This window comes from Actinoallomurus soli (assembly GCF_024055715.1).
GTDB lineage: Bacteria > Actinomycetota > Actinomycetes > Streptosporangiales > Streptosporangiaceae > Actinoallomurus > Actinoallomurus soli.
In genome coordinates, this window is sequence record NZ_JAMXMV010000012.1 from 12632 (window position 1) to 32011 (window position 19380).

Below are 19380 nucleotides of genomic sequence, written 5' to 3' on the forward strand. Positions count from 1 at the left end.
ACGGAGGGAAGAACGTGCAGGTACGGATCGGTGTGCAGTCGGTGCCCAAGGAGCTGGTCGTGGAGACCTCGCTGTCCGCCGACGAGGTGGAGCGCGCGGTGCACGATGCGGTGGCCGAGGAGGGCGGCGTCTTCCTGCTCCGCGGCAGGGACGGCGCCCGGGTCGTCGTGCCGGCGGACAAGCTCGCCTACGTGGAGATCGCCGAGTCGGAGCAGAGGAGCGTCGGCTTCGGCTCCTACTGATCCTCTGGCGAAGATTCGTTCCGACTTTTTCAAGAGATTGGAATGAGTCCTCCGGAGAGGGGCATACAGACCGCGCGAATCCGAAGCGCCGGACTCGATCCGGCAGGAGGTGGTCTGAGAAATGCTGATGACAATAATCTGGTTCATCATTATCGGCGCCATCATCGGGGCTCTCGCGCGTCTGGTCGTGCCCGGCCCGAACCCGATGGGCATCGCTCTGACGATTCTGATCGGAATCGTGGGCGCGGTGATCGGCGGCGTCATCGCCAACGCACTCGGTGCGGGCAGCATCATCGCCTTCATCATCTCGGTCCTTGTGGCCGCCGCCGGCGTCGCGCTGATCAGCGGTCGCGGCCGGTGGGGCTCGCGTCGCGGCGTGTACTGATCGGTCCGCCACGGACCCGTCCACGCCGAACCTGACCTGACCCCCAGCGAGGCCCCCGCCCACCGGGCGGGGGCCTCGGCGCGTCCTGCGGTCCCCAGGAGGCTCGGGGAAGCCCCCGCGAAGGCCCCGGGAGGCGGCGGAGGCCCCGAGAGGCCCGGAGGCCCGGAGAAGACCGGGGAGGCCCCGAGGAGACGGAGAACCCTCGCCGTGCGTCAGGAGTGCGACGGCGTGGGGGTGACGGTCTTCGTCGCCGTCCCCGCCCGTGACGCCCTGGCCGTCGCCGCGAGCTCCGGGCGGACGTACGCGCCCAGTCGTGCGTACGGCACGTCGAACGCCCGTGCGACGTCGGAGTGCGGGCACCCGAGGTCGACCCAGTTGCGGATCGTGAACGTGATGCCGGTCACGGTCGGGGCGATCCCGAGGCTGCGGCCCAGGTCGTGCCCGGTCAGGGGACGGCCGGGCGCGCAGACGCCGCCGTTGCCCTGCGGATCGAGGATCCGCCCGAGGCCGCGTGCCCCCGTCGCCGTCCGCGCGGCGGGGAGGAGCAGGTCCGTGACGCCCAGCGCCCGGCCCGTCGCCAGGTCCAGCACGACGGTGACCAGGGAACTGGCGGGGATCTCCCGGTTCGCGTCGCTGCTGTCCGCGAACGTGTACGTCACCGAGAGCAGTTTCGGGCCGCCCAGTCCGACCGTCGCGGCCGACTCCAGCGTTCCGGTCGGCGCGCTGAACCCGTCGCCCGGCGACGTGACGAACGCGGTCTTGAACTGGGCGAGGGTCTGGTCGACCGGCGAGCGGAGCGCCTTGTTGACCTTCGCCTGCACGGCGGGGTCCTTCAGGCCGCTCACCTGGACATATCGCGTGATCATGATGCGTCCGCGGCGGAGCGTCCTGCTGGAGGACGCGACGTTCACGGTGAGGGGCTGGGCGGCGGCCGCCGGGCGCGTCGGCCTGACCGCCGGGTGCTCGTCTCCTCCCTGTGACGCGACGACGACGGCGGTCCCGGCCGATCCGACGACGACGGCACCGGCGATCGCGACCGCCGCCTTGGCCCCGACGCTCGGCAGGAGGCCCTTCCCCGCCCCCTGAGCGACACTTCCCGCATTCCCCGTGCCACCGGCCGCGTGCGCCCCACCACCCGTCGCGTGCGCCCCGCCCCCGGCCGCGTGCGCCCCACCACCCGTCGCGTGCGCCCCACCGCCGGCTCCGGTGGCTCCGCCGCCGGCCGTGGCGCCCGTGCCTCCGGCACCGGAACCGGCACCACCGGCCGCACCGCTCCCGGCCACGCCGCTTCCGGCCGCACCGCTGCCCGCCGCGCTGCCACCCGCCGCCCCGCTGCCGGCCGCGGCGCCGCCGGCGGCGAAGCCGCCCGCCGGCGCGCCCGAGCCGCTCGCGAGGATCGCCGTGAGGGGGAACAGGGCCGCCAGCCCGGCGGCCGCCTCGGCCAGCCGCCGCCATCCGTCGGACTCCCAGTCCGGTCCGTACGCGTCCGCGGCCACCCGCTCCAGCTCGGTCACGAACGCCGCCGCCCCGACCGGCCGTTCGGCGGGGTGCTTGGCCATCCCCCGGGCGACCAGCCCGCGTACCGCCTCGGGGAGCTCGTGAAGGGGCACCCGCGCGTTGGTGTGCTGGATGCGGTAGGCCTGGGCGGTGTCACCCTGGAAGGGAGTGTGACCGGTAACACACTCGAAGAAGACGCAGGTCGCCGCGTAAACGTCGGTGGCGGCGGCCGCGGGCGCGCCCTGCCACTGCTCCGGCGCCATGTAGGGCGGCGTGCCCAGGATCTCGCCGCTCTGCCCGGATCGGAGCGCGATGCCGAAGTCGATTAGCTTGCTCTGACCGTCGGCCTGCACCAGGACGTTCGGGGGCTTGTAGTCGCGGTGCACGACGCCGCGCTCATGCGCCGTTCCCAGGCCGAGGAGGGAGCCCTTGAGCACCGCCAGTGCGGCCTGCGGTTCGAGCGGGGCGTCCCGCTCCAGCAGCTCGCGCAGCGCGATCCCGTCGACCGCCTCCATCACGATCGCCGCGTCCTGGCCGGACTCGACGAAGTCGTACAGGCGCGCGATGTGCGGGCTGTCGAGCTGCCGCAGTATCCGCGCCTCGGCCCGGAAGCCGCTGACGAACCGCTGGTCGGCGAGGAGGTCGGCGGTCAGGTACTTGATCGCCACATGCGCGCCGGAGACGTCGTGCCGGGCGAGCACGACCCGTCCGAATCCGCCCTTGCCGAGCTCACGCACTTCCGAGTAGCCGGGAAGCGCCCAAACGCCCAAATTCGTCCTCCTCCGTCAGGAGGGGGAAGGTACTGGATACGTACGGTCACCGGAAGGAACGCCACGCGCCATCTGCGATCAACGTCAGTCGCGCAGGACGACGGCCCGCATCCGCGCCTGGTGCCGATCGACGATCCGGCCGAACATCGCCGCCACGCCCTCGTCGCCGAACAGCGCCCCCACCTCGGGGTTCTCCTCGGCGAGCGCGTGGGCCTGGCTGAGTGCCTCGCCCACCAGGCGCCGGGCCCACAGTCCGAGCCGGGACGCCAGTCGGGTGTCGTTCTCCGCGGCCGCGCGCAGCCGTTCGGTGAGGATCTCCGCGTGGCCGGAATCGGCCAACGACTCGTGGACCACCGCACGCGTGCCGGGGTCGGCCTTCTCGACGGCCTCGCGGTAGAGATCGGCCAGGATGGAGTCGGCGACGTACACCTTGGTCAGCGCCTCCATGGCGTCGCCGGGCCGCGCGCGCTCGTGGAACGCGCTGATCGCGTCCTGGTACGGCCGCATCGCCTCGTACGGGTCCGCACCGGCCTCGATCAGCCGGTCACGCAGCCGCTCGAACTGACCGAACGCCCCGGTCGCCAGGCCGGCGAGCACGACCTTGTCCTCATAGGAAGCCGCCCGGCGCGCGTCCGCCGCACGCTCCTCGAACGCGGTCAGCCGCACGCACGCCAGCAGTCCGTAGAGAGCACGCGGCCGGGCGGGAGAGGGGGATACGGCCGAAGACATGAAATGAAATCGTACGCTGAGGCGTTGGCAAGGACAGCGGGGGCTTTTGAATTCCGCTCCCGCCCGCTACACTGCGTGGCGAACTGTGACCGGTCGCTGCACAGCGCGACCCCAACCCGGTCACACCCTAGGAAGAATTTGTCGGCTGGTCCCTCCCGCGCGAAGGCGCGACCGAATGCGACGACCGGCGGGTGCCGTGGAGCCCTGCCGGAGACGGCGCATGAGGCGCAACCGCGAGACGGCTCGCCGCGCCACCGGTCACGGTGCGCACGCGGCGTTGAGCGGACCCGCACACTGGAGGCTGAAGGCCCTGACGACGTTCCATGAGCTCGGGGTTGTCCCCGAAATAGCAGATGCCCTCCAAACCGAGGGCATCATCGAACCGTTCCCGATCCAGCTGCTCGCGATCCCCATCGGACTCGGCGGGCACGACATCATCGGCCAGGCGCGCACGGGCACCGGCAAGACCCTGGCCTTCGGCATCCCGCTGCTGCAGCGCATCGAGCACGGCGGAAAGAAGCCGCAGGCCCTGGTCATCGTTCCGACGCGCGAACTGGCCGTCCAGGTCACCGACGACCTGACCACGGCCGGCGGCAAGCTCGGCAGCCGGGTCCTGTCGGTGTACGGCGGCCGCGCGTACGAGCCGCAGATCGACGCCCTGAAGAACGGCGTCGAGGTGGTCGTCGGCACGCCCGGCCGGCTGCTCGACCTCGTCAAGCAGAAGTACCTCGACCTGTCCCAGGTCTCGGTGCTCGTCCTGGACGAGGCCGACCGCATGCTCGACCTCGGCTTCCTGCCCGACATCGAGCGTCTCGTCGCCAAGGTGCCCGAGCGGCGCCAGACGATGCTGTTCTCGGCCACCATGCCCGGCGAGATCGTCGCGCTGTCGCGCAAGTACCTCACCCGGCCGACGAACGTACGGGCCGAGTCGCACGAGGAGTCCGAGACCACCCCGCAGGTCACGCAGCACGTCTTCCAGGCGCACCAGATGGACAAGCCGGAGCTGCTCTCCCGGGTCCTGCAGGCGCGCGGCCGTGGCCTGACGATGGTGTTCTGCCAGACCAAGCGCGCCTGTGACCGCGTCGCCGAGGACCTCACCCGGCGCGGCTTCGCCGCCGCCGCCGTGCACGGGGACCTCGGGCAGGGGCAGCGCGAGCGCGCCCTGCGCGCCTTCCGGTCCGGCAAGATCGATGTGCTCGTCGCCACGGACGTGGCGGCGCGCGGCCTCGACGTCGACGACGTCACGCACGTCGTCAACTACGAGTGCCCGGACGCCGCCGAGACCTACGTGCACCGCATCGGCCGTACCGGCCGCGCGGGCAAGGAGGGCATCGCGGTCACGCTCGTCGACTGGTCGGACCTGCAGCGCTGGAAGCTGATCAACAGCGCGCTCGGCCTGGACTTCGCCGAGCCGGCCGAGACCTACTCCACCTCCGAGCACCTCTACGAGATGCTCGACATCCCGTCCGACGTCACCGGCATCCTGCCGAAGGCCCAGCGGGACCGGGCCGGCCTGGAGGCCGAAGAGGTCGAGGACATCGGTGAGACCGGGCGCACCCGGTCGCACGGCCGCCAGGAGGAGCCCCGCCGCCCACCGGCACGGCAGCGCAGCCGCTCGCGGCAGCGCACGCGCGGCGGCCAGCCGTTGGGCCACGACGGCGACGCGGCCGCAGCGGAGGAGACGGCCCGGCGGCACACCCGCCGTCCGGTGGAGCCGGTGACGCATCCGGCCGAGCCGGAGCCGGTCCCCGCCGACGTGACGGCCGAGGCGCCCGAGGCGCCCGAGGTCCCCGCGGAGCCGCAGGAGGTCCCCGCGGCCACGCAGGAGACCACCAGGCCCGCACGCCGTACGCGCCGGCGCGCCACCGAGCCGCAGGAGACGACGGCGGCCGACACGAGCGCCGACGCCGTGGAGACGGTGGAGGCCGGCAGGGCCGACGAGGTTCCGGCGGCGTTCGACGCGGACGACTCGGTGCCCGAGGCGCCCGCGCCACGGTCGGAGCCGCGGCCCGAGCCGGTCACGGCTCCCGTGGTGATCAGCCCGGCGGGCATCCCGATGGTGCAGTTCCTGCCGCCGCCGATCGACGTGACGGACGAGACGCCGGAGTACGTCGAGCCGGTGCGTCCGGCGGCGCGGAAGAAGCGCCGCACGCGGACCGGCGGAGCGCGCGAGTCCGTCTGACGGACGGCGAGGAGAAGGGGCGTGGTCACGGTCACGCCCCTTATTCATGCCCCGCGGCGGGCTCTCATCCGGCGGTGGACAGGCCCGCCTGGCGCAGGCGCAGGGCGTAGCGCGGCCGGTCGGTGATCAGGACGGTCACCCGCTCGTCGCCGAGGAACCGTCGCATCCTCGGCTCGTCGTTGACGGTCCAGACCATGGCCGGGATCCCCAGCCGGCCGCACATGCGCAGCACGGTGGCCCGCGCCAGCCTGCGGTGGACGGCGAGCCAGTCGGCCCCGCACTCGCGCATGCGGCGCAGCGGGTACAGCTCCTGGATTCGGGTCGGCGCCTTCATCAGCCAGGAGACCTCGCGAAGGCTGCGGCCCAGCGAAAGGGCCGCGGTCACCTGAGGGAACTCCCGTTTGATCCGGGCGATCGAGGAGTCCTCCAGCGTGGTCGCGACGAAACCGTCCGGCCCGAGGATGTCGAGGGCGAGAGTGATGATCTCAGCCTCGTCGCCGATCTCCTTGAGGTCCAGGTGTCCCTTCATGCGGCCCGCGATCAGTGACATGACGTCGCGGACGCACGGCACGCGGAAACCGGCCCCGGCGCACAGTTCGTCATAGGTCAGCCCCGCCACGGGGTGGTTCCGGACGCGTGGATCGTGGAAGACGACGAACTCTCCGTCGCGGGTGCGGCGGATGTCGAACTCGACGTACTCCGCGCCCGTCGTCAACGCGCTTTCGTACGCCTCCCAGGTGGCGGCCCGGGCGACCTCGGATCCGCCCTTGTGGGCGGAGACGGCAGCCGTCATGCCTTGAGAGTACCTTCGGGATCCCCAGCGAATCACCGGCCAACTCGCTACGATGGTGTCGATATTGGCATGTGCAAGTAAGCTCCTGCCAGTGAGTACGCCCCGGTTCCTCAGCCTGCCTCCCGGCGTTCGCCGCACGGAGATCCACACCTCGCGCGGCACATTCGCCGTTCTCGAGGCACTTCCGGGCTCCGGCGTCTGCGAGCGCGGACCGGCGCTGCTGGTGCCCGGCTTCACGGGCAGCAAAGAGGACTTCATCGCGGTCCTGCAGACGCTCGCGGGCGGCGGACGCCGCGTCGTCGCGCTCGACATGCGCGGTCAGCACGAGACTCCCGGCCCGGACGACCCGGCGGCCTACACTTGCGCCGCGCTCGGCGCGGACATCGCCGCCGTCCTGGAGTACTTCGACGACCAGGTGCACCTCGTCGGGCACTCCTTCGGCGGGCTCGTGACGCGCGAGGCGGTGATGAGCGATCCCGCACTGCTGGCGTCGTACACGCTGATGAGCTCGGGGCCGGCGGCGATCGGCGGGTCGCGCGAGGTCGAGGGCCGCGTCCTGCTCGCGGCACTGCCCAAGGTGGGCCTGGAGCACCTGTGGTCGACCCGGATCGAGCCCGAGGTGATCACCAAGGGGGTCGCTCCGGAGATCGTGTCGTTCCTGCGCCGGCGGATGTTCATGAACTCCCCCGCCGGCCTGATGGCCATGGCCCACGAGGTCCTCTCCAGCCCCGACCGGGTCGACGACCTGGCCAAGGTGACCGAGGACGCCGGCCTGCCGGTGCTCGTCCTGTACGGCGAGAACGACGACGGCTGGGAGCCCCGCGAGCAGGCCGCCATGGCCGAGCGGCTGGGCGCCCGCAAGGTCGTCATCCCCGGCGCGGCCCACTCCCCCGCCGTCGAGGCTCCCGAGACGACCGCGAGCGCGCTGACCTCCTTCTGGAACGACGCCGAGCGCGCCTGACCCCTATCCGCCTCCGGCGTGAGACAGGAAACACCTGGCGTCTCATGTAATCGAACACTTACCATGACGGCATGGAAGCGACCGTCCAGCCTCCCCAGAGCGTGACCTGGCAGGTCCACATCGACCGGTCGATGTGGGTCGGCGGGGTCCGCGGTCTCATGTTGCAGGCGCTGCACCCGCTCGCCATGCGCGGCGTCTGGCAGAACTCCAACTTCCAGGAGGACCCGATCGGCCGGCTGCAGCGCACGGCCGACTTCGTCGGCGTGGTGACCTGGGGGACGCCCGAAGAGGCCGACCGCATCGGCCGCCGGGTCAGGGACATCCACCGGGCATTGCGGATCAAGGACCCGGACACCGGGCGCGTCCACCGCGTCGACGACCCCGAACTGCTGCTGTGGGTGCACTGCGCGGAGGTCTCCTCCTACCTGGAGGTCGCGCGCCGCTCCGGCCTGCGGCTCACCGACCGGCAGGCCGACCGCTACCTCGCCGAGCAGCGCCGCAGCGCCACCTATGTCGGCCTGCACGAGGAGGACGTCCCGGGCAGCCTGGCGGAGATGGCTGCCTTCTTCGCGGAGATGCGCCCGCGGCTGAAGGTCACGCCGGAGGCCCGCTCGACCGTACGGTTCCTGCTGTGGCCGAGGCTGCCCGAGGAGATGCGGTGGCTGTCGGCCGGCAAGCCGATGTACGTGCCGTTCGGCGCGCTGTGCTACTACTCCCTGCCGCGCTGGGCCCGGCGGATGTACGGGATCCTGCCCGAGATGCCGGGGCCGGCCGTGACCGCGGCGCTCCGGTCGTTCCGCCTGGCGGCGAACGCTCTTCCGGAGAAGGTCCACGACCTGACGTTCCAGCAGGCGACCAAGGACATGCTCGAGGGGGCCCGGCAGCGGCTCGCGGCCGAGGGCTACGACCTCGGCAGGGGCCTGCAGGGCCTGCGCGACCCCCGCCGCTGGCCGCAGGCCGCCGCCTGAGTCTCCGCGCCGCCGACCACTACCAGGTCTTGCCGGCCTGCTCCCGGATCGTCCGGTTGATCCGGTTGAAGAAGTTGGTCAGCGCGACCTCCATGATGATCGCGGACAGCCGCCGCTCATCGAAGTGGGCGGCGGCGGCGTCCCAGATCTCGTCGGTCACTCCCGGCGCGCCGTCCTGGAGCCGGGTGGCGGCCTCGGCCAGCGCGAGCGCCGCCCGCTCCTCCTCGGTGAAGAAGGGCGTCTCGCGCCACGCCGCCACGCCGTGCAGCCGCTCCTCGCTCTCCCCCTGCTTCTTCGCCGCTTCGACCGCGCCGTACACACACGGGCTGCAGCCGTTGATCTGGCTGGCCCGCAGGTGGACCAGGGACAGCAGGAGCGGGTCGACGCCACCGGCGTGGACGGCCTTGTAGAGGTGCTGGATCGCGGTGTTCACGTCGGGGTTCGACCGGCTCTTCATGCGTGCTTCCATCGGTCCTGCTCCTTCATCGGTTACCTGGGCCCGTCCGGGCCCGTCATTCCGATGACGGAGCAGATCCGAGGAAGGTAACGACATGCCCGACACCAGCCCGACGGATCCGGTCGCCGAGGCGTTCGAGGCCCAGCGCGACCGGCTGCGCGCGGTCGCGTACCGCATGCTCGGATCGCACGCCGACGCCGAGGACGCGGTCCAGGAGGCCTGGCTGCGGCTCTCTCGCCAGGACACGGCGACCATCCACAACCTCACCGGCTGGCTGACCACGGTGGTCGGCCGGATCAGCCTCGACGTCCTGCGGTCGCGTCAGGCGCGTCCCGAGGCCTCCTACGACGATCGGCTGCCCGAGCTCGCGAGGACGGTCGACGGCGGCCCCGTGCCGGAGGACGACGTGGCGCTCACCGACTCGGTCGGGCTCGCGCTCCTCGTCGTCCTCGACTCGCTGGGACCGAGCGAACGGCTGGCGTTCGTCCTGCACGACCTGTTCGCGGTGCCGTTCGACGAGATCGGCCGGATCCTCGGCAGATCCGGCGACGCCGCCAAGATGCTCGCCAGCCGCGCCCGGCGGAAGGTACGGGCGACCGAGCGGCCGACGGTCGTCGGGCGCGAGCAGCGAGAGGTGGTCCAGGCGTTCCTCGCGGCGGCCCGCGACGGCGACTTCGACGGGCTGCTGCGCCTCCTCGACCCCGGCGTGAGGCTGACCGCCGAGACGCCCGACGGCGAGGTCGTCGTCCTCGGCGCCACGGAGGTCGCCGCCGGCGCGCGGCGGTCCGCCGGCGCGGCCGCGGGAGGGCAGGCGGTGCTCGTGGGCGGCCTTCCCGGGGTCGTGGCGTGGCGCGAGGACGGCGTCCCGCTGGCGGCCATCGCCTTCACCGTCGTCGGCGGCCGGATCGCCGGCATCAGGATCGTGACCGACCCGGCCCGGCTCGCGTCGATGGACCTCCCGGATCCGGAATGAGCCGCCGGGCCCGGCCGCCGGCCCGGCAGCGGCGGCCTGCCACCGCCGGGCGGCTACTGGCCGACGCGGCCGTCGACGCGCTCGCGCAGGAGGTCGGCGTGGCCGTTGTGCCGGGCGTACTCCTCGATCATGTGCACCAGAAGCTCGCGCAGGGCGATCGTCCCGTTGCGCGTGGTGCCGGCGACGCCGAGGTCGGGTGCCTCCTCCACGAACCGCTCGGCGAAGGCCACCTCGTCGCGCCAGGTGCGCCACGCCTCCGCGACGACCTTCGGGTCCGCGACCGCGCCGTTGAAGGCGCCGTCGCGGTCCGCCTCGGAGCGATAGTGCGGCGGCGCGTCCTGCCCGGCCATCACCCGCCGGAACCACCCTCGCTCGACGTCCGCCAGGTGGCGCACCAGGCCGAGCAGTGACAGGTTCGAGGGCGGCACCGCGCGGCGGGCCAGGGCGGCGGCGTCGAGATCGGCGCACTTCAGCTCGAGGGTGAGGCGCTGGTCGCGCAGGTAGCCGATGAGCGTGGCACGCTCCCCATCGAACGAGCCGTCCGTCCGGGGATCCTCGTCCGGGTGGAGGAACATGTCCGACCACCCGAAGCGACGGACGGGCCGGTCCTCCGTGTCGTCGACAGGTGGTTCCGCGGAGTTCGTCATGTGCCCGAGCATTCCGGGTCGGCGCCGCGCCCACCACTTCTTTCCCGGGCGGTTCGCGGCCCGCGGCCGACCGTCAGTCCGCGAGAGCGGACCAGGGGTCGCGGGCGGGGGCGGCGGCGCGGCCCTCCGGGCAGTGTCGCGCGTAGTCGCACCAGGCGCAGAGCGCGCCGGGCGCCGGCGGGAACCGCTCGTCGAAGAGCGCGTGGCGGCGCTCCGGCGGCAGGACCTGGGCGTCCACCGGACGCGCGTGGGCGCGGTACCACTCGTCCGCCTCGCCGCACTCCTCGGCGATCTGCTCGGCACGGCGAAGGTGACGGTCGAGGGAGTCGTCGGTGTGCTCCCAGACCGCGACCTCCCCGGTCGGCAGGTGATGGAGCTCGACGAGGCGGCACCGGGTCCGCATCATCCGATGGGCCGCGGCGGCGTACAGCGCGAGGGCCAGGGACGCGCGGGCGTCGTCGGAGGTGAGCGGCCGGCGGCCGGTCTTGTAGTCGACGACCACCAGCTCGTCGCCGCGCCGGTCCAGCCGGTCGACCCGCCCCTGGACGGTGATCAGGTGGGTCTTCATCGAGACCGTGCGCTCGACGCCGACCGGCTCGTCCTCCGGGTCGAGCCCGGCGGTGTAGCGCAGGACCATCTCCCGGGCACGATGGCGCCACTCGGCGGACTGGGCGTCGTCACGGAAGCCGTCGGTCAGCCAGCCCGCGTCGAGCAGCCGACCGGCGGCCTCGGCGGTGCGCTCCTCGATGGGCAGCCGCCACCAGCCGGCCAGGGCGTTGTGGACGCTGGCCCCGACGCTGTTGTGCGCCCACGGCGGACCCTTCTCCGGCTTCGGCCGGTCGAGGTAGGTCATCCGGTAGCGGCGCGGACAGTCCAGCCAGGTGTTCAGCCGTGAGGGCGTGCACGGGTAGAGCCGCCTCGGCATCCCCTCGAATCCGAGCTGCTCGGCCGCCATCGCGTCAGTCCTCGGTGCTCGGCTCCTGCGCGAGCGCGAACCAGCTCTCCCACTGGGCGTCCTCGTCGCCGACCGTGGTCTCCTCGCCCTGGCCGGGCAGCACCCGCGTGTCCTTGGGCAGCGGGCCGAGCAGCGACCCGATGGAGTTCAGCTGGTCCTGCAGGTCGTGGTACTCCTCCCCGACCAGGCCCGGCCGCCCCTTGTGCAGGGTGTCGCCGGAGAACAGCACGCCGAGCTGCTCGCTGTAGAGGCAGATGCTGCCGGGCGTGTGCCCGGGCGTGTGCATGACCTCCAGCTGCGCGCCGCCGATCTCGAAGACGCCGCCGTCCTCGATGTCGATGTCCGGCGTGAGGTCCTTCATGAACTCCGAGTCCTCGTCCCGCTTGGCGAGGGCGCGGAAGTACTGACGCCACAGGAGACGGTCCCGCGAGTGCAGCCCGATCGGCGCCGGGTCGTCCTCGTCGGCCTCGGCGATCTCCAGGACCGCGCCGAGATGGTGATCGCGGCCGTCGGTGCAGATGACGGCCATCACCTCGCGCTCCCCGATCTCCTTGAGGATCGCCTCGGGGTCGTTGGCGGGGTCGATCACGATCACCGCGTCGTCGTCCCCGACGATGTAGGTGTTGCTCTCGATGTCGTATTCGGTGTCGTCGACCGTGACCTTGCCCGACGTCACCACTTTGTCGATACGCGCGTCCACACCGGAACCTTACCGACTTCCCACCCCGGACGCGCAGCGCGCGGCCCGATCCGTACGCGGGGGCGCCGCCGGACCACGCCCGACGGGATCAGCCCGGCGAAACACGCGTGAAACAGGGCCCCTCTAACCTCCGCATCGGACATCCGTCACGAAGGAGCCGATCAGTGCACGATTCAGGCGAGGACCGCCGATGGGCGAGGTGATCTGGCTCGGTGTGCTGCTCGGCGTCGGCGCGGCCCTGTCCGTGGGCCCCATCTTCGTCACCATCCTGAACGAGGCCGCCATGCGCGGCTTCGGCGCCGCGTTCCGCGTGATCCTCGGCTCCGCGACCGCCGACATCGCACTCCTCCTGCCCGCACTGGCGTTCGCCTGGGTCATCGCGGCCGTCGCCCGGGCGGCGTTCTGGGTGGGACTGGCCGGCGCGGTGTTCTTCCTCTGGCTGGCCGTCGGCGCCGTACGGGACGCCATACGCCTGTGGCGCGCGGAGACGGTCCCGGCCGCTGAGGGATGGGCGTTCTGGAAGGGCGTGGTCGGGAACCTCGCCAACCCGCTGACGTGGACCTTCTGGCTGGCCACCGGCACGCCCGCCATGCTCCGCGCCGAGCACCTCGCCGGCCCGGCCGGCCTGGTGGCCTTCACCGTGACCTGGTTCGTGGTGGCGTCCGGCCTGGAGGCGGTCATCGCCCTGGCGGTGGCCCGCTCGGGCCGCCGCATCGGCCACCGCGGACAGGGCGCCTTCACCGCCCTGTCCGGCGTCGTCTTCGTGGCCCTGGCGGGGTTGATGCTGATCCGCTCCGCGTGCTGATCCCCGACGTCCACTGCCCCCTATGCGCAGCGACCGCCAGTGATCAGGCTTCTGCGCCGGTGGCCTGGGACAAAAGCGCCTCGTAGGCCTCCGGAGTCGTGGTCTCGGCGCCGAGGCGGTGGCCGGTGAGGGCACCGTGGTCGTCGCTCGCGCCGGTCGTGAACAGGCCCAGGTCCGCCGCCAGCCCGCGCAGGCGGGCGCGGTCCGCCGCGGGGTGGTCCGGGTGGTCGGCCTCGACGCCGGCGAGGCCGGCGCGGGCGAGCAGCGCGATCTCCTCGTCGGTGAACACAAAGCCGCCCCGGGCCGCGCGGGGGTGCGCCAGCACGGGCACGCCGCCGGCCGCGCGGACCATCCGCACCGCGACGACGGCGTCCAGGGCGTAGCGGTCGACGTACGCGCGGCCGCCCGTGCCGATCCACTCCTGCGTGAACGCCTCCTCCACGCTCGGCACCACGCCGGCCTCGACCATGGCGCGGGCGATGTGCGGCCGGCCGGGGACCGAGTTCCCGGTGATCCGCCGGACCATCTCCCAGGTGACGGGCGTGCCGAGCCGGCCGAGGCGCTCGACCATGCCGCGCGCCCGGTGGGCGCGGTCGTCGCGGATGCGCCGGCGCTCGGCCGCCAGCTCGGGCTCGTCCGGGTCGAACAGATAGGCCAGCAGGTGGAGGCTGCGCCCGCCGAGGCGGCAGGACAGCTCCATGCCGCGAATGAGGGTCATGCCGGGCGGCAGCGCGCGTACGGCCTCGGGGTGGCCGGCGACGGTGTCGTGGTCGGTGAGGGCCAGGACGTCGACCCCCGCGGCGTGGGCGCGGCGGACGACGTCCGCAGGCGGCTGGGTGCCGTCCGAGGCGGAGCTGTGGGAGTGCAGGTCGATGCGCACGGTCCGATCATGCACCCAGCCGGGGGGACGCCGCCCCGTACGGCAGGTCGAGGTCGACCTCGCGCAGGTCGCTGAGGCGCAGATCCTCCAGCATCAGCGCGCCGGCCGGGGCGGGCCAGAGGACGGCCCACAGCCAGTTGCCGAGCGCCTCGCCGGCGAACGCCGCCGTGTCGGCGCCGGGCACGGCCCACAGCGGCAGGGGATGCCCGTCGATGTGCACCTTGGCGGCGGGCGTCGAGGTCCCGAATCCGTGTCCGGGGTCGGGGCCGGGCAGCCCGGCGTACGACGCCCCGAGGCCGATGCCGGGCTCCTCGGCGACGAGGACGAGGTCGGCGGGGCCGCCGACCGGCGACGGGCCGGACAGCGCGACCGCGACGGCCCGGCCTCCGCTGCGGTCGTCGCCGACGTCGGCGAAGCCGGTGACGAGCCAGCCGAGCGGCAGGGGCCACAGGACCCAGACCGGGACCCGGGCCTGGTCGCGGACGACCTGGAGTCCCTCCGGGCAGGGCCGCCGGGGCGGGCGCATGGGGCAGACCTCGCCATGCACCGCGCAGGTCCAGGCGCTGGACCAGGCGTTCGGCGGGGTCACCGGCCCGCGGCACCGCGGGCAGATGGGCGCGGCCTTCATGCTCATTCACGCTCCCGCTCCGAGAGGGGCCGGTCACGGTTCCGGATGTCCTAAAAAGACTATTCGGGAGGCTTGAACTCCTTCGTACGCCGCAGGCCCGCGGCCCTGCCCTTGGCCGCGATCACCAGGGCCATCTTCCGGGACGCCTCGTCGATCATCTCGTCGCCGAGCATCGCCGCACCCCGCCCCTGGACCCGGGTCGCGTGATCGTACGCGTCGAGGATCAGTTCGGCGTGGTCGTAGTCGTCCTGGGACGGGGAGAACACCTCGTTGCAGGCCTCGACCTGGGCGGGATGCAGCACCCACTTGCCGTCGAAACCGAGCGCGGCGCTGCGCCGCGCGGCCCGCGTGAAGGCATCCACGTCACGGACGTTGAAGTACGGCCCGTCGATGGCCTGCAGGTCACGCGCCCGGGCGGCGATGAGGATGCGCATCAGGACGTGGTGGTACGCGTCGCCCTCGGTGTAGCCGGGCGGCTGCTCGCCAACGACCAGCGTCTTCATGTTGAGCGAGGCCATGAGGTCGCCCGGCCCGAAGATCAGCGCCTCCAGGCGGGGGGACGCGGCGGCGATCTCGTCGATGCGGGTGAGCCCCCGCGCGTCCTCGATCTGCGCCTCGATCCCGATCCGGCCGACCGGCAGGCCGGTCGCGCGCTCGATCTGGGTCAGCAGCACGTCCAGCCAGACGACGTCGCCGGGCGCGGTGACCTTCGGCAGCATCAGGCAGTCGAGGTCCGCCCCCGCGCCCTCCACCACCTCGACCACGTCGCGGTAGGCGAACCCGGTCGTCGCGTCGTTGATCCGGACGACGCGGACCTTGTCCTCCCAGCCGCCGTCGCGGAGCGCGGCCACGGCGTTCGCGCGGGCCTCCGCCTTGGCCGACGGCGCGACGGCGTCCTCCAGGTCGAGGAAGAACTCATCGACCGGCAGCCCCCGCGCCTTCTCGATGAACCGCGGATTGCTGGCGGGTACGGCGAGGGTGCTCCGTCGGGCGCGCATGGGCATGCTCCCGGATGTTATCGGCCCGCCGCTCGCCGGCCCGGGGGCTCACCCCGTTCCCGCTCGCCCGGCCCGGCTCCGCGGCGGCGCGCTCCGCCACCGCGCCGGAGAGCGCCTTACCAGACCTCTCGCGGGCCGTCAGAAAGGCGGGGGGCCCACCGGTTTCACCGGTAGGACACCCTGCCGCCACGGCGTTGACGCCGGTCACGGGTTTTCTCCATCCCGCCCCCACCTTCCGGGGAGCGGGATGGAGAAGGACGATGAAGCACAACGCAAGGCGCGTGGTCACGACCGGGGCGGTCCTCAGCGCCCTCGTGGCGCTCGGTGCGGGCGCGGCGGACGCCTCGGGGGGCGTGGACCGCTGGGGGTCGGTGCCCGCCATCACCAAGGGGACCGGGGTCACGGCGCCGAACGCGCTCTCGCCGGGACTGGCGGAGCGCGCCGTGGCGCAGGGCTCGAACCGGCTGGAGAACCCCGCCGGGGACGCGGCGTACTACGGCTATCACGCGGACGGCCCGCTGCTGCCGCAGCCCGGCGCCACGCAGTCCTCCGGCCACAACGTGGAGGCCACCAAGTCCGAACCTGACAAGAACACCTACCTGCGGCTCCGCGGCCTGCACGGCGCCGACCCGAAGTACGACTACGGCACGCACTTCCTGTTCCAGGGCCACGAGCACGGCCCCGGCTACATCACCCGGATCAACCTGGACGCGGACGCCGCGCACCGCGTGACGCTGCTGGCCACGAAGACCACCGACGGCGCGGAGCTGCCCGCCTTCGACGGGTCGACGTGGAACCCGTTCGCCAAGAAGCTGCTGCTGACCGCCGAGGACAGCGCGAACGGCGGCGTCTGGCAGAGCGACCCCGACGTCGGCGCCAAGGTCCAGGACATCTCCAACGTCCTCGGGCGGGGCGCGTACGAGGGCATCCAGGCCGACTCGGCGGGGAACCTGTGGATCGTCGAGGACGCCGGCGGCGCGGTCCCCTCGGGGACCTCCGCCCGGCTGCCCAACAGCTTCGTCTACCGCTTCGTGCCCAAGGACAAGGGCGACCTGACCAAGGGCGGCACGCTGCAGGCCCTCCAGGTGATCTCCCGGCGCACCGGGCAGCCGATCGGCTTCACGCCCATGGACGCGACGCATCCGACCGGCGCGGTCTTCTCCGACGACACCAAGGACCTGCACACGTACGGGACCGTCTTCGAGACGCGCTGGGTGACGCTCCACCAGGGAGACGCCTCGAGCACGCCGTTCGACGCGAACGCCCTGGCCAAGGCGGCGAAGGCGACACCGTTCAAGCGGCCGGAGAACGGCGTGTTCCGCCCGGGCGCCGACTTCCGCGAGTTCTTCTTCACCGAGACCGGTGACACGAACGCGACGAGCAAGGCCAACGGCGCGTACGGCGGCTGGGGCGAGATCTATCGGCTCACCCAGACCGACCCGGCCGCCGACCAGGGCAAGCTGACGATCTTCTACAACGGCGACCAGGAGCACACCGGCCTGGACAACATCGCGTTCGTCGACCGGGACCACGTGGCGGCGGTCGAGGACGCCGGTGACACGTTGCACTCCCAGCGCGGGGCGTTCGACTCGGCGTACCTCTTCGACCTGAACGCCGACTACGCGAAGGGCAGGCAGCCCGTACGGTTCCTGGCGGAGGGCCGCGACCCGTCGGCGACGATCGACTCGGCCTGGTCGGCCCTGGGCAACGGCTTCCAGAACGACGGCGACAACGAGATCACCGGGATCCACGTCTCCGACGGCGACCCGACCGTCGCCGGGCTCCTCGGAGAGAAGAGGCCCCGGCCGTTCCACGGCGACTGGCGGATCTTCTGGACCCAGCAGCACGGCGACAACACCACCTGGGAGATCACTCAGGACTGATCCGCGGCGGTCCCAGGGGCGCGGGGCCCGCCGGCGGCGGGTCCCGCGCGGCACGTCCGCCATGAAATCGTGGGGTTCATGACCGATCCAACCACCGCGCTCGTCGAAGAGGCCACCCGGCGGTCGGGGCTGATCTGGCTCGCCCTGCCCGACCTCGCCCAGCCTCGCGCCGCCTGGCACCTCTGGCACGACGGGGCGGCGTACGTCGTGACCGGCGGCATCGAGCAGCCGCTGCCGGGGCTGCCGGAGGCCGAGCGCGTCACCGTCACCGTCCGCAGCAAGGACAAGGGCGGCCGCATCGTCTCCTGGGTCGCCGCGGTCAGCGAGGCCAAGCCGCACTCGGAGGAGTGGGAGGCGGTGGTCCCGCTGCTGGCGAAGGAGCGCCTGAACGCCCCGGACGGCGAGGCGCAGACCGAGCGCTGGGCGAACGAGGCGTACGTCATGCGGCTGACGCCGACCGGCGAGGTCACCGAGGCGCCCGGGGAGATGCCCGCCGACTACGCCGCCGTACGCCCGGTGCCCAGCCCCGCGACCTCCGTGGGCAGGCCGCCGTTCATGGTCGGCGGCCGCCGCCGCCCCTCCGACCGCTGACGGCGTCTCCAGGGCGGGTCCGGCGATTCGCGGGGCCGGGCCGGTGGAACGTCAGTACCCGGAGCGGGCGATGAACGGCCGCATGGTGTCCTCATCGCCGGTCGCGCCCACCGCCCACATCCCGCCGCCCGGAATGGGCGACAGCGCCGTGATGGACGCCCGGCCCGGCACGGGGAGCGGCGCGGGCGTCCAGCCGTCGCCGGTCCAGCGCCGCGCATAGGCCTCGTACTCGGTGTCCAGCGGCGACCAGGTGTCGCCGGCCGCCAGGACCGTACGACCGTCGGCCGCGATGTCGAACAGGTCGCCGCGTTCCTCCGGCGCGTGGGTGTCGGCCCACGCGGCGCCGTTCCAGTGCAGGACCAGCGGACGGCGGATGTCGTTCCCGTCCGGGACGCGCTGGCCTACGACGGCGAGCCACACGTCGTCGCCGGCGACCGCACGGACACGGACCACGTGCTTGCGCCACATGGTGTTCGCGGGCTCGGCGAACCGTTTCCAGCCATGGCCGTTCCAGTGCAGGAGCAGGAGCCGCTCGGCGTGGGTCTCGTAGCCGGTGGAGTCCGTGCCCGCGACCCAGACGTCCTGGGATCCACGCGCGTCGAGGCCACCGATGTCGTACTCGTCGCCGAGCGGGGGAAGCGGGACGAGCCGCCACCGTGAGCCGTCCCAGTGCTGGACGAAGCCGTGAGTATTCCCCGTCGTGCCGTCCCACGCCGATCCGGACAGCCAGACGTCGTCCGCGCCGACGGCCTTGATGCCGGTGAAGGAGGAGCCGTCCGTGCCGGGGATCGCGACGGGCGACGTCGGTGCCCAGGTCCGGCCGTCCCAGTGCAGCACGCCGCAGTCCCCCGTCGCCCACACGTTCGCCGGCCCCGACGCGCTGACCGAGGTGAGGCGACCCAGGTCGGGGACCGGCGCCTGGCTCCATCCCGCGCCGTCCCAGTGCAGGGCCAGCGAAGGAAGACCGTGGTCATCGCAGTGGTCCGTCTGAAGGACGGCCCGCGTCCGGCCGGTGACGGCGGACGGCTTCGTCGCCTCGGCGGGGGCCGCCTTGCCGGTGACGGTGAAACCCACGGCCCACGCGTCGTCACGGTTCACCGCCGTGACACCGACCAGGTTGGCCCGGCCCTGGACCGGTACGTCGTCGAGCCGCCATTGCGGTGCGGTCGTCGCCTCGGCCGCCGGGGACGCGGCCTCGGCCGCCGTGGCGTCTCTCAGCGGGTCGCCCGACGCGACCGGTACGACCGCCGTCAGCGCGGCCGCCACGATCGCCATGACGCCCACGGCGTTCCGTCGAATGGACATGCGGATTCCTCTCTCCAGGTGGTCGGTCTGT

At 72.7% G+C, this 19380-nt stretch carries 20 protein-coding genes; 9 read left to right on the forward strand and 11 right to left on the reverse strand.

The window, feature by feature from the left end:
* The first annotated feature begins 14 nt into the window (after positions 1-14).
* Both NDW01_RS26575 and NDW01_RS26580 read left to right on the forward strand, forming a co-directional pair.
* Positions 15-242: a DUF3107 domain-containing protein gene (locus NDW01_RS26575; protein ID WP_252777470.1), complete on the forward strand. Its 228-nt coding sequence runs from the start codon at positions 15-17 to the stop codon at positions 240-242.
* 121 nt (positions 243-363) lie between these two features.
* Complete coding sequence (locus NDW01_RS26580) at positions 364-627, forward strand: GlsB/YeaQ/YmgE family stress response membrane protein (protein WP_252777471.1); 264 nt, start codon at positions 364-366, stop codon at positions 625-627.
* A 212-nt stretch (positions 628-839) separates the two neighbouring features.
* Here the strand turns inward: NDW01_RS26580 and NDW01_RS26585 are convergent, their stop codons facing one another.
* Positions 840-2894: a serine/threonine-protein kinase gene (locus NDW01_RS26585; protein ID WP_252825099.1), complete on the reverse strand. Its 2055-nt coding sequence runs from the start codon at positions 2892-2894 to the stop codon at positions 840-842.
* Between the two features lie 84 nt (positions 2895-2978).
* Entirely contained in the window at positions 2979-3623 is a 645-nt protein-coding gene (locus tag NDW01_RS26590; RefSeq protein ID WP_252825101.1) for a ferritin-like fold-containing protein, read from the reverse strand.
* 220 nt (positions 3624-3843) lie between these two features.
* Between NDW01_RS26590 and NDW01_RS26595 the strand changes: the two genes are divergently transcribed.
* Complete coding sequence (locus tag NDW01_RS26595; RefSeq protein ID WP_406567763.1) at positions 3844-5805, forward strand: DEAD/DEAH box helicase; 1962 nt, start codon at positions 3844-3846, stop codon at positions 5803-5805.
* 64 nt (positions 5806-5869) lie between these two features.
* On the opposite strand, the gene NDW01_RS26600 is transcribed toward NDW01_RS26595, so the two are convergent.
* Positions 5870-6598 (reverse strand): glycerophosphodiester phosphodiesterase, encoded by a 729-nt coding sequence (locus NDW01_RS26600; protein WP_252825103.1) that lies wholly within the window; start codon positions 6596-6598, stop codon positions 5870-5872.
* A 91-nt stretch (positions 6599-6689) separates the two neighbouring features.
* On the opposite strand from NDW01_RS26600, the gene NDW01_RS26605 reads away from it, so the two are divergent.
* Complete coding sequence (locus NDW01_RS26605) at positions 6690-7559, forward strand: alpha/beta fold hydrolase (RefSeq protein WP_252825105.1); 870 nt, start codon at positions 6690-6692, stop codon at positions 7557-7559.
* A 71-nt stretch (positions 7560-7630) separates the two neighbouring features.
* Positions 7631-8527, forward strand: coding sequence for an oxygenase MpaB family protein (locus tag NDW01_RS26610; protein WP_252825108.1), 897 nt, complete (start codon positions 7631-7633; stop codon positions 8525-8527).
* Positions 8528-8546: 19 nt separating this feature from the next.
* Here the strand turns inward: NDW01_RS26610 and NDW01_RS26615 are convergent, their stop codons facing one another.
* The gene (locus tag NDW01_RS26615; protein WP_252825110.1) at positions 8547-8996 is read right to left on the reverse strand and encodes a carboxymuconolactone decarboxylase family protein; all 450 of its coding nucleotides are present in this window, start codon (positions 8994-8996) and stop codon (positions 8547-8549) included.
* An 82-nt stretch (positions 8997-9078) separates the two neighbouring features.
* Between NDW01_RS26615 and NDW01_RS26620 the strand changes: the two genes are divergently transcribed.
* Positions 9079-9957: a sigma-70 family RNA polymerase sigma factor gene (locus tag NDW01_RS26620; RefSeq protein WP_252825113.1), complete on the forward strand. Its 879-nt coding sequence runs from the start codon at positions 9079-9081 to the stop codon at positions 9955-9957.
* 53 nt (positions 9958-10010) lie between these two features.
* On the opposite strand, the gene NDW01_RS26625 is transcribed toward NDW01_RS26620, so the two are convergent.
* The 3 genes from NDW01_RS26625 to NDW01_RS26635 form a co-directional block, all read right to left on the reverse strand.
* A complete protein-coding gene (locus tag NDW01_RS26625; RefSeq protein ID WP_308211783.1) occupies positions 10011-10604 on the reverse strand; it encodes a DinB family protein in 594 nt (197 codons plus the stop codon).
* A 73-nt stretch (positions 10605-10677) separates the two neighbouring features.
* The gene (locus NDW01_RS26630) at positions 10678-11559 is read right to left on the reverse strand and encodes a RecB family exonuclease (RefSeq protein WP_252825115.1); all 882 of its coding nucleotides are present in this window, start codon (positions 11557-11559) and stop codon (positions 10678-10680) included.
* Between the two features lie 4 nt (positions 11560-11563).
* Positions 11564-12259: an MBL fold metallo-hydrolase gene (locus tag NDW01_RS26635; RefSeq protein WP_252777482.1), complete on the reverse strand. Its 696-nt coding sequence runs from the start codon at positions 12257-12259 to the stop codon at positions 11564-11566.
* Positions 12260-12449: 190 nt separating this feature from the next.
* On the opposite strand from NDW01_RS26635, the gene NDW01_RS26640 reads away from it, so the two are divergent.
* Positions 12450-13064: a LysE family translocator gene (locus tag NDW01_RS26640; protein ID WP_252825120.1), complete on the forward strand. Its 615-nt coding sequence runs from the start codon at positions 12450-12452 to the stop codon at positions 13062-13064.
* Positions 13065-13107: 43 nt separating this feature from the next.
* On the opposite strand, the gene NDW01_RS26645 is transcribed toward NDW01_RS26640, so the two are convergent.
* The 3 genes from NDW01_RS26645 to NDW01_RS26655 are packed head-to-tail and all read right to left on the reverse strand — an operon-like array spanning position 13108 to position 15570.
* On the reverse strand, positions 13108-13944 hold the full coding sequence (locus tag NDW01_RS26645) for a PHP domain-containing protein (RefSeq protein WP_252825122.1): 837 nt from the start codon (positions 13942-13944) through the stop codon (positions 13108-13110).
* 7 nt (positions 13945-13951) lie between these two features.
* Positions 13952-14578 (reverse strand): DUF6758 family protein, encoded by a 627-nt coding sequence (locus NDW01_RS26650; RefSeq protein ID WP_319949744.1) that lies wholly within the window; start codon positions 14576-14578, stop codon positions 13952-13954.
* A 53-nt stretch (positions 14579-14631) separates the two neighbouring features.
* Entirely contained in the window at positions 14632-15570 is a 939-nt protein-coding gene (locus NDW01_RS26655) for an HpcH/HpaI aldolase/citrate lyase family protein (protein ID WP_252825124.1), read from the reverse strand.
* Positions 15571-15830: 260 nt separating this feature from the next.
* On the opposite strand from NDW01_RS26655, the gene NDW01_RS26660 reads away from it, so the two are divergent.
* Positions 15831-17453, forward strand: coding sequence for an alkaline phosphatase PhoX (locus NDW01_RS26660; RefSeq protein ID WP_252825126.1), 1623 nt, complete (start codon positions 15831-15833; stop codon positions 17451-17453).
* Positions 17454-17531: 78 nt separating this feature from the next.
* Positions 17532-18044, forward strand: a complete 513-nt coding sequence (locus NDW01_RS26665) for a hypothetical protein (protein ID WP_252825129.1) — start codon at positions 17532-17534, stop codon at positions 18042-18044.
* A gap of 51 nt (positions 18045-18095) precedes the next feature.
* On the opposite strand, the gene NDW01_RS26670 is transcribed toward NDW01_RS26665, so the two are convergent.
* Positions 18096-19349, reverse strand: a complete 1254-nt coding sequence (locus NDW01_RS26670; RefSeq protein ID WP_252825132.1) for a hypothetical protein — start codon at positions 19347-19349, stop codon at positions 18096-18098.
* Positions 19350-19380 lie beyond the last annotated feature (31 nt).

Coding starts and splice junctions, on each gene's coding strand:
- NDW01_RS26640 (WP_252825120.1), top strand. CDS start 12,450: ATGGGCGAGGTGATCTGGCTCGGTGTGCTGCTCGGCGTCGGCGCGGCC.
- NDW01_RS26620 (WP_252825113.1), top strand. CDS start 9,079: ATGCCCGACACCAGCCCGACGGATCCGGTCGCCGAGGCGTTCGAGGCC.
- NDW01_RS26595 (WP_406567763.1), top strand. CDS start 3,844: ATGAGGCGCAACCGCGAGACGGCTCGCCGCGCCACCGGTCACGGTGCG.
- NDW01_RS26630 (WP_252825115.1), bottom strand. CDS start 11,559: ATGGCGGCCGAGCAGCTCGGATTCGAGGGGATGCCGAGGCGGCTCTAC.
- NDW01_RS26580 (WP_252777471.1), top strand. CDS start 364: ATGCTGATGACAATAATCTGGTTCATCATTATCGGCGCCATCATCGGG.
- NDW01_RS26665 (WP_252825129.1), top strand. CDS start 17,532: ATGACCGATCCAACCACCGCGCTCGTCGAAGAGGCCACCCGGCGGTCG.
- NDW01_RS26660 (WP_252825126.1), top strand. CDS start 15,831: ATGAAGCACAACGCAAGGCGCGTGGTCACGACCGGGGCGGTCCTCAGC.
- NDW01_RS26590 (WP_252825101.1), bottom strand. CDS start 3,623: ATGTCTTCGGCCGTATCCCCCTCTCCCGCCCGGCCGCGTGCTCTCTAC.
- NDW01_RS26650 (WP_319949744.1), bottom strand. CDS start 14,578: ATGAGCATGAAGGCCGCGCCCATCTGCCCGCGGTGCCGCGGGCCGGTG.
- NDW01_RS26610 (WP_252825108.1), top strand. CDS start 7,631: ATGGAAGCGACCGTCCAGCCTCCCCAGAGCGTGACCTGGCAGGTCCAC.
- NDW01_RS26655 (WP_252825124.1), bottom strand. CDS start 15,570: ATGCGCGCCCGACGGAGCACCCTCGCCGTACCCGCCAGCAATCCGCGG.
- NDW01_RS26600 (WP_252825103.1), bottom strand. CDS start 6,598: ATGACGGCTGCCGTCTCCGCCCACAAGGGCGGATCCGAGGTCGCCCGG.
- NDW01_RS26670 (WP_252825132.1), bottom strand. CDS start 19,349: ATGTCCATTCGACGGAACGCCGTGGGCGTCATGGCGATCGTGGCGGCC.
- NDW01_RS26615 (WP_252825110.1), bottom strand. CDS start 8,996: ATGGAAGCACGCATGAAGAGCCGGTCGAACCCCGACGTGAACACCGCG.
- NDW01_RS26625 (WP_308211783.1), bottom strand. CDS start 10,604: ATGACGAACTCCGCGGAACCACCTGTCGACGACACGGAGGACCGGCCC.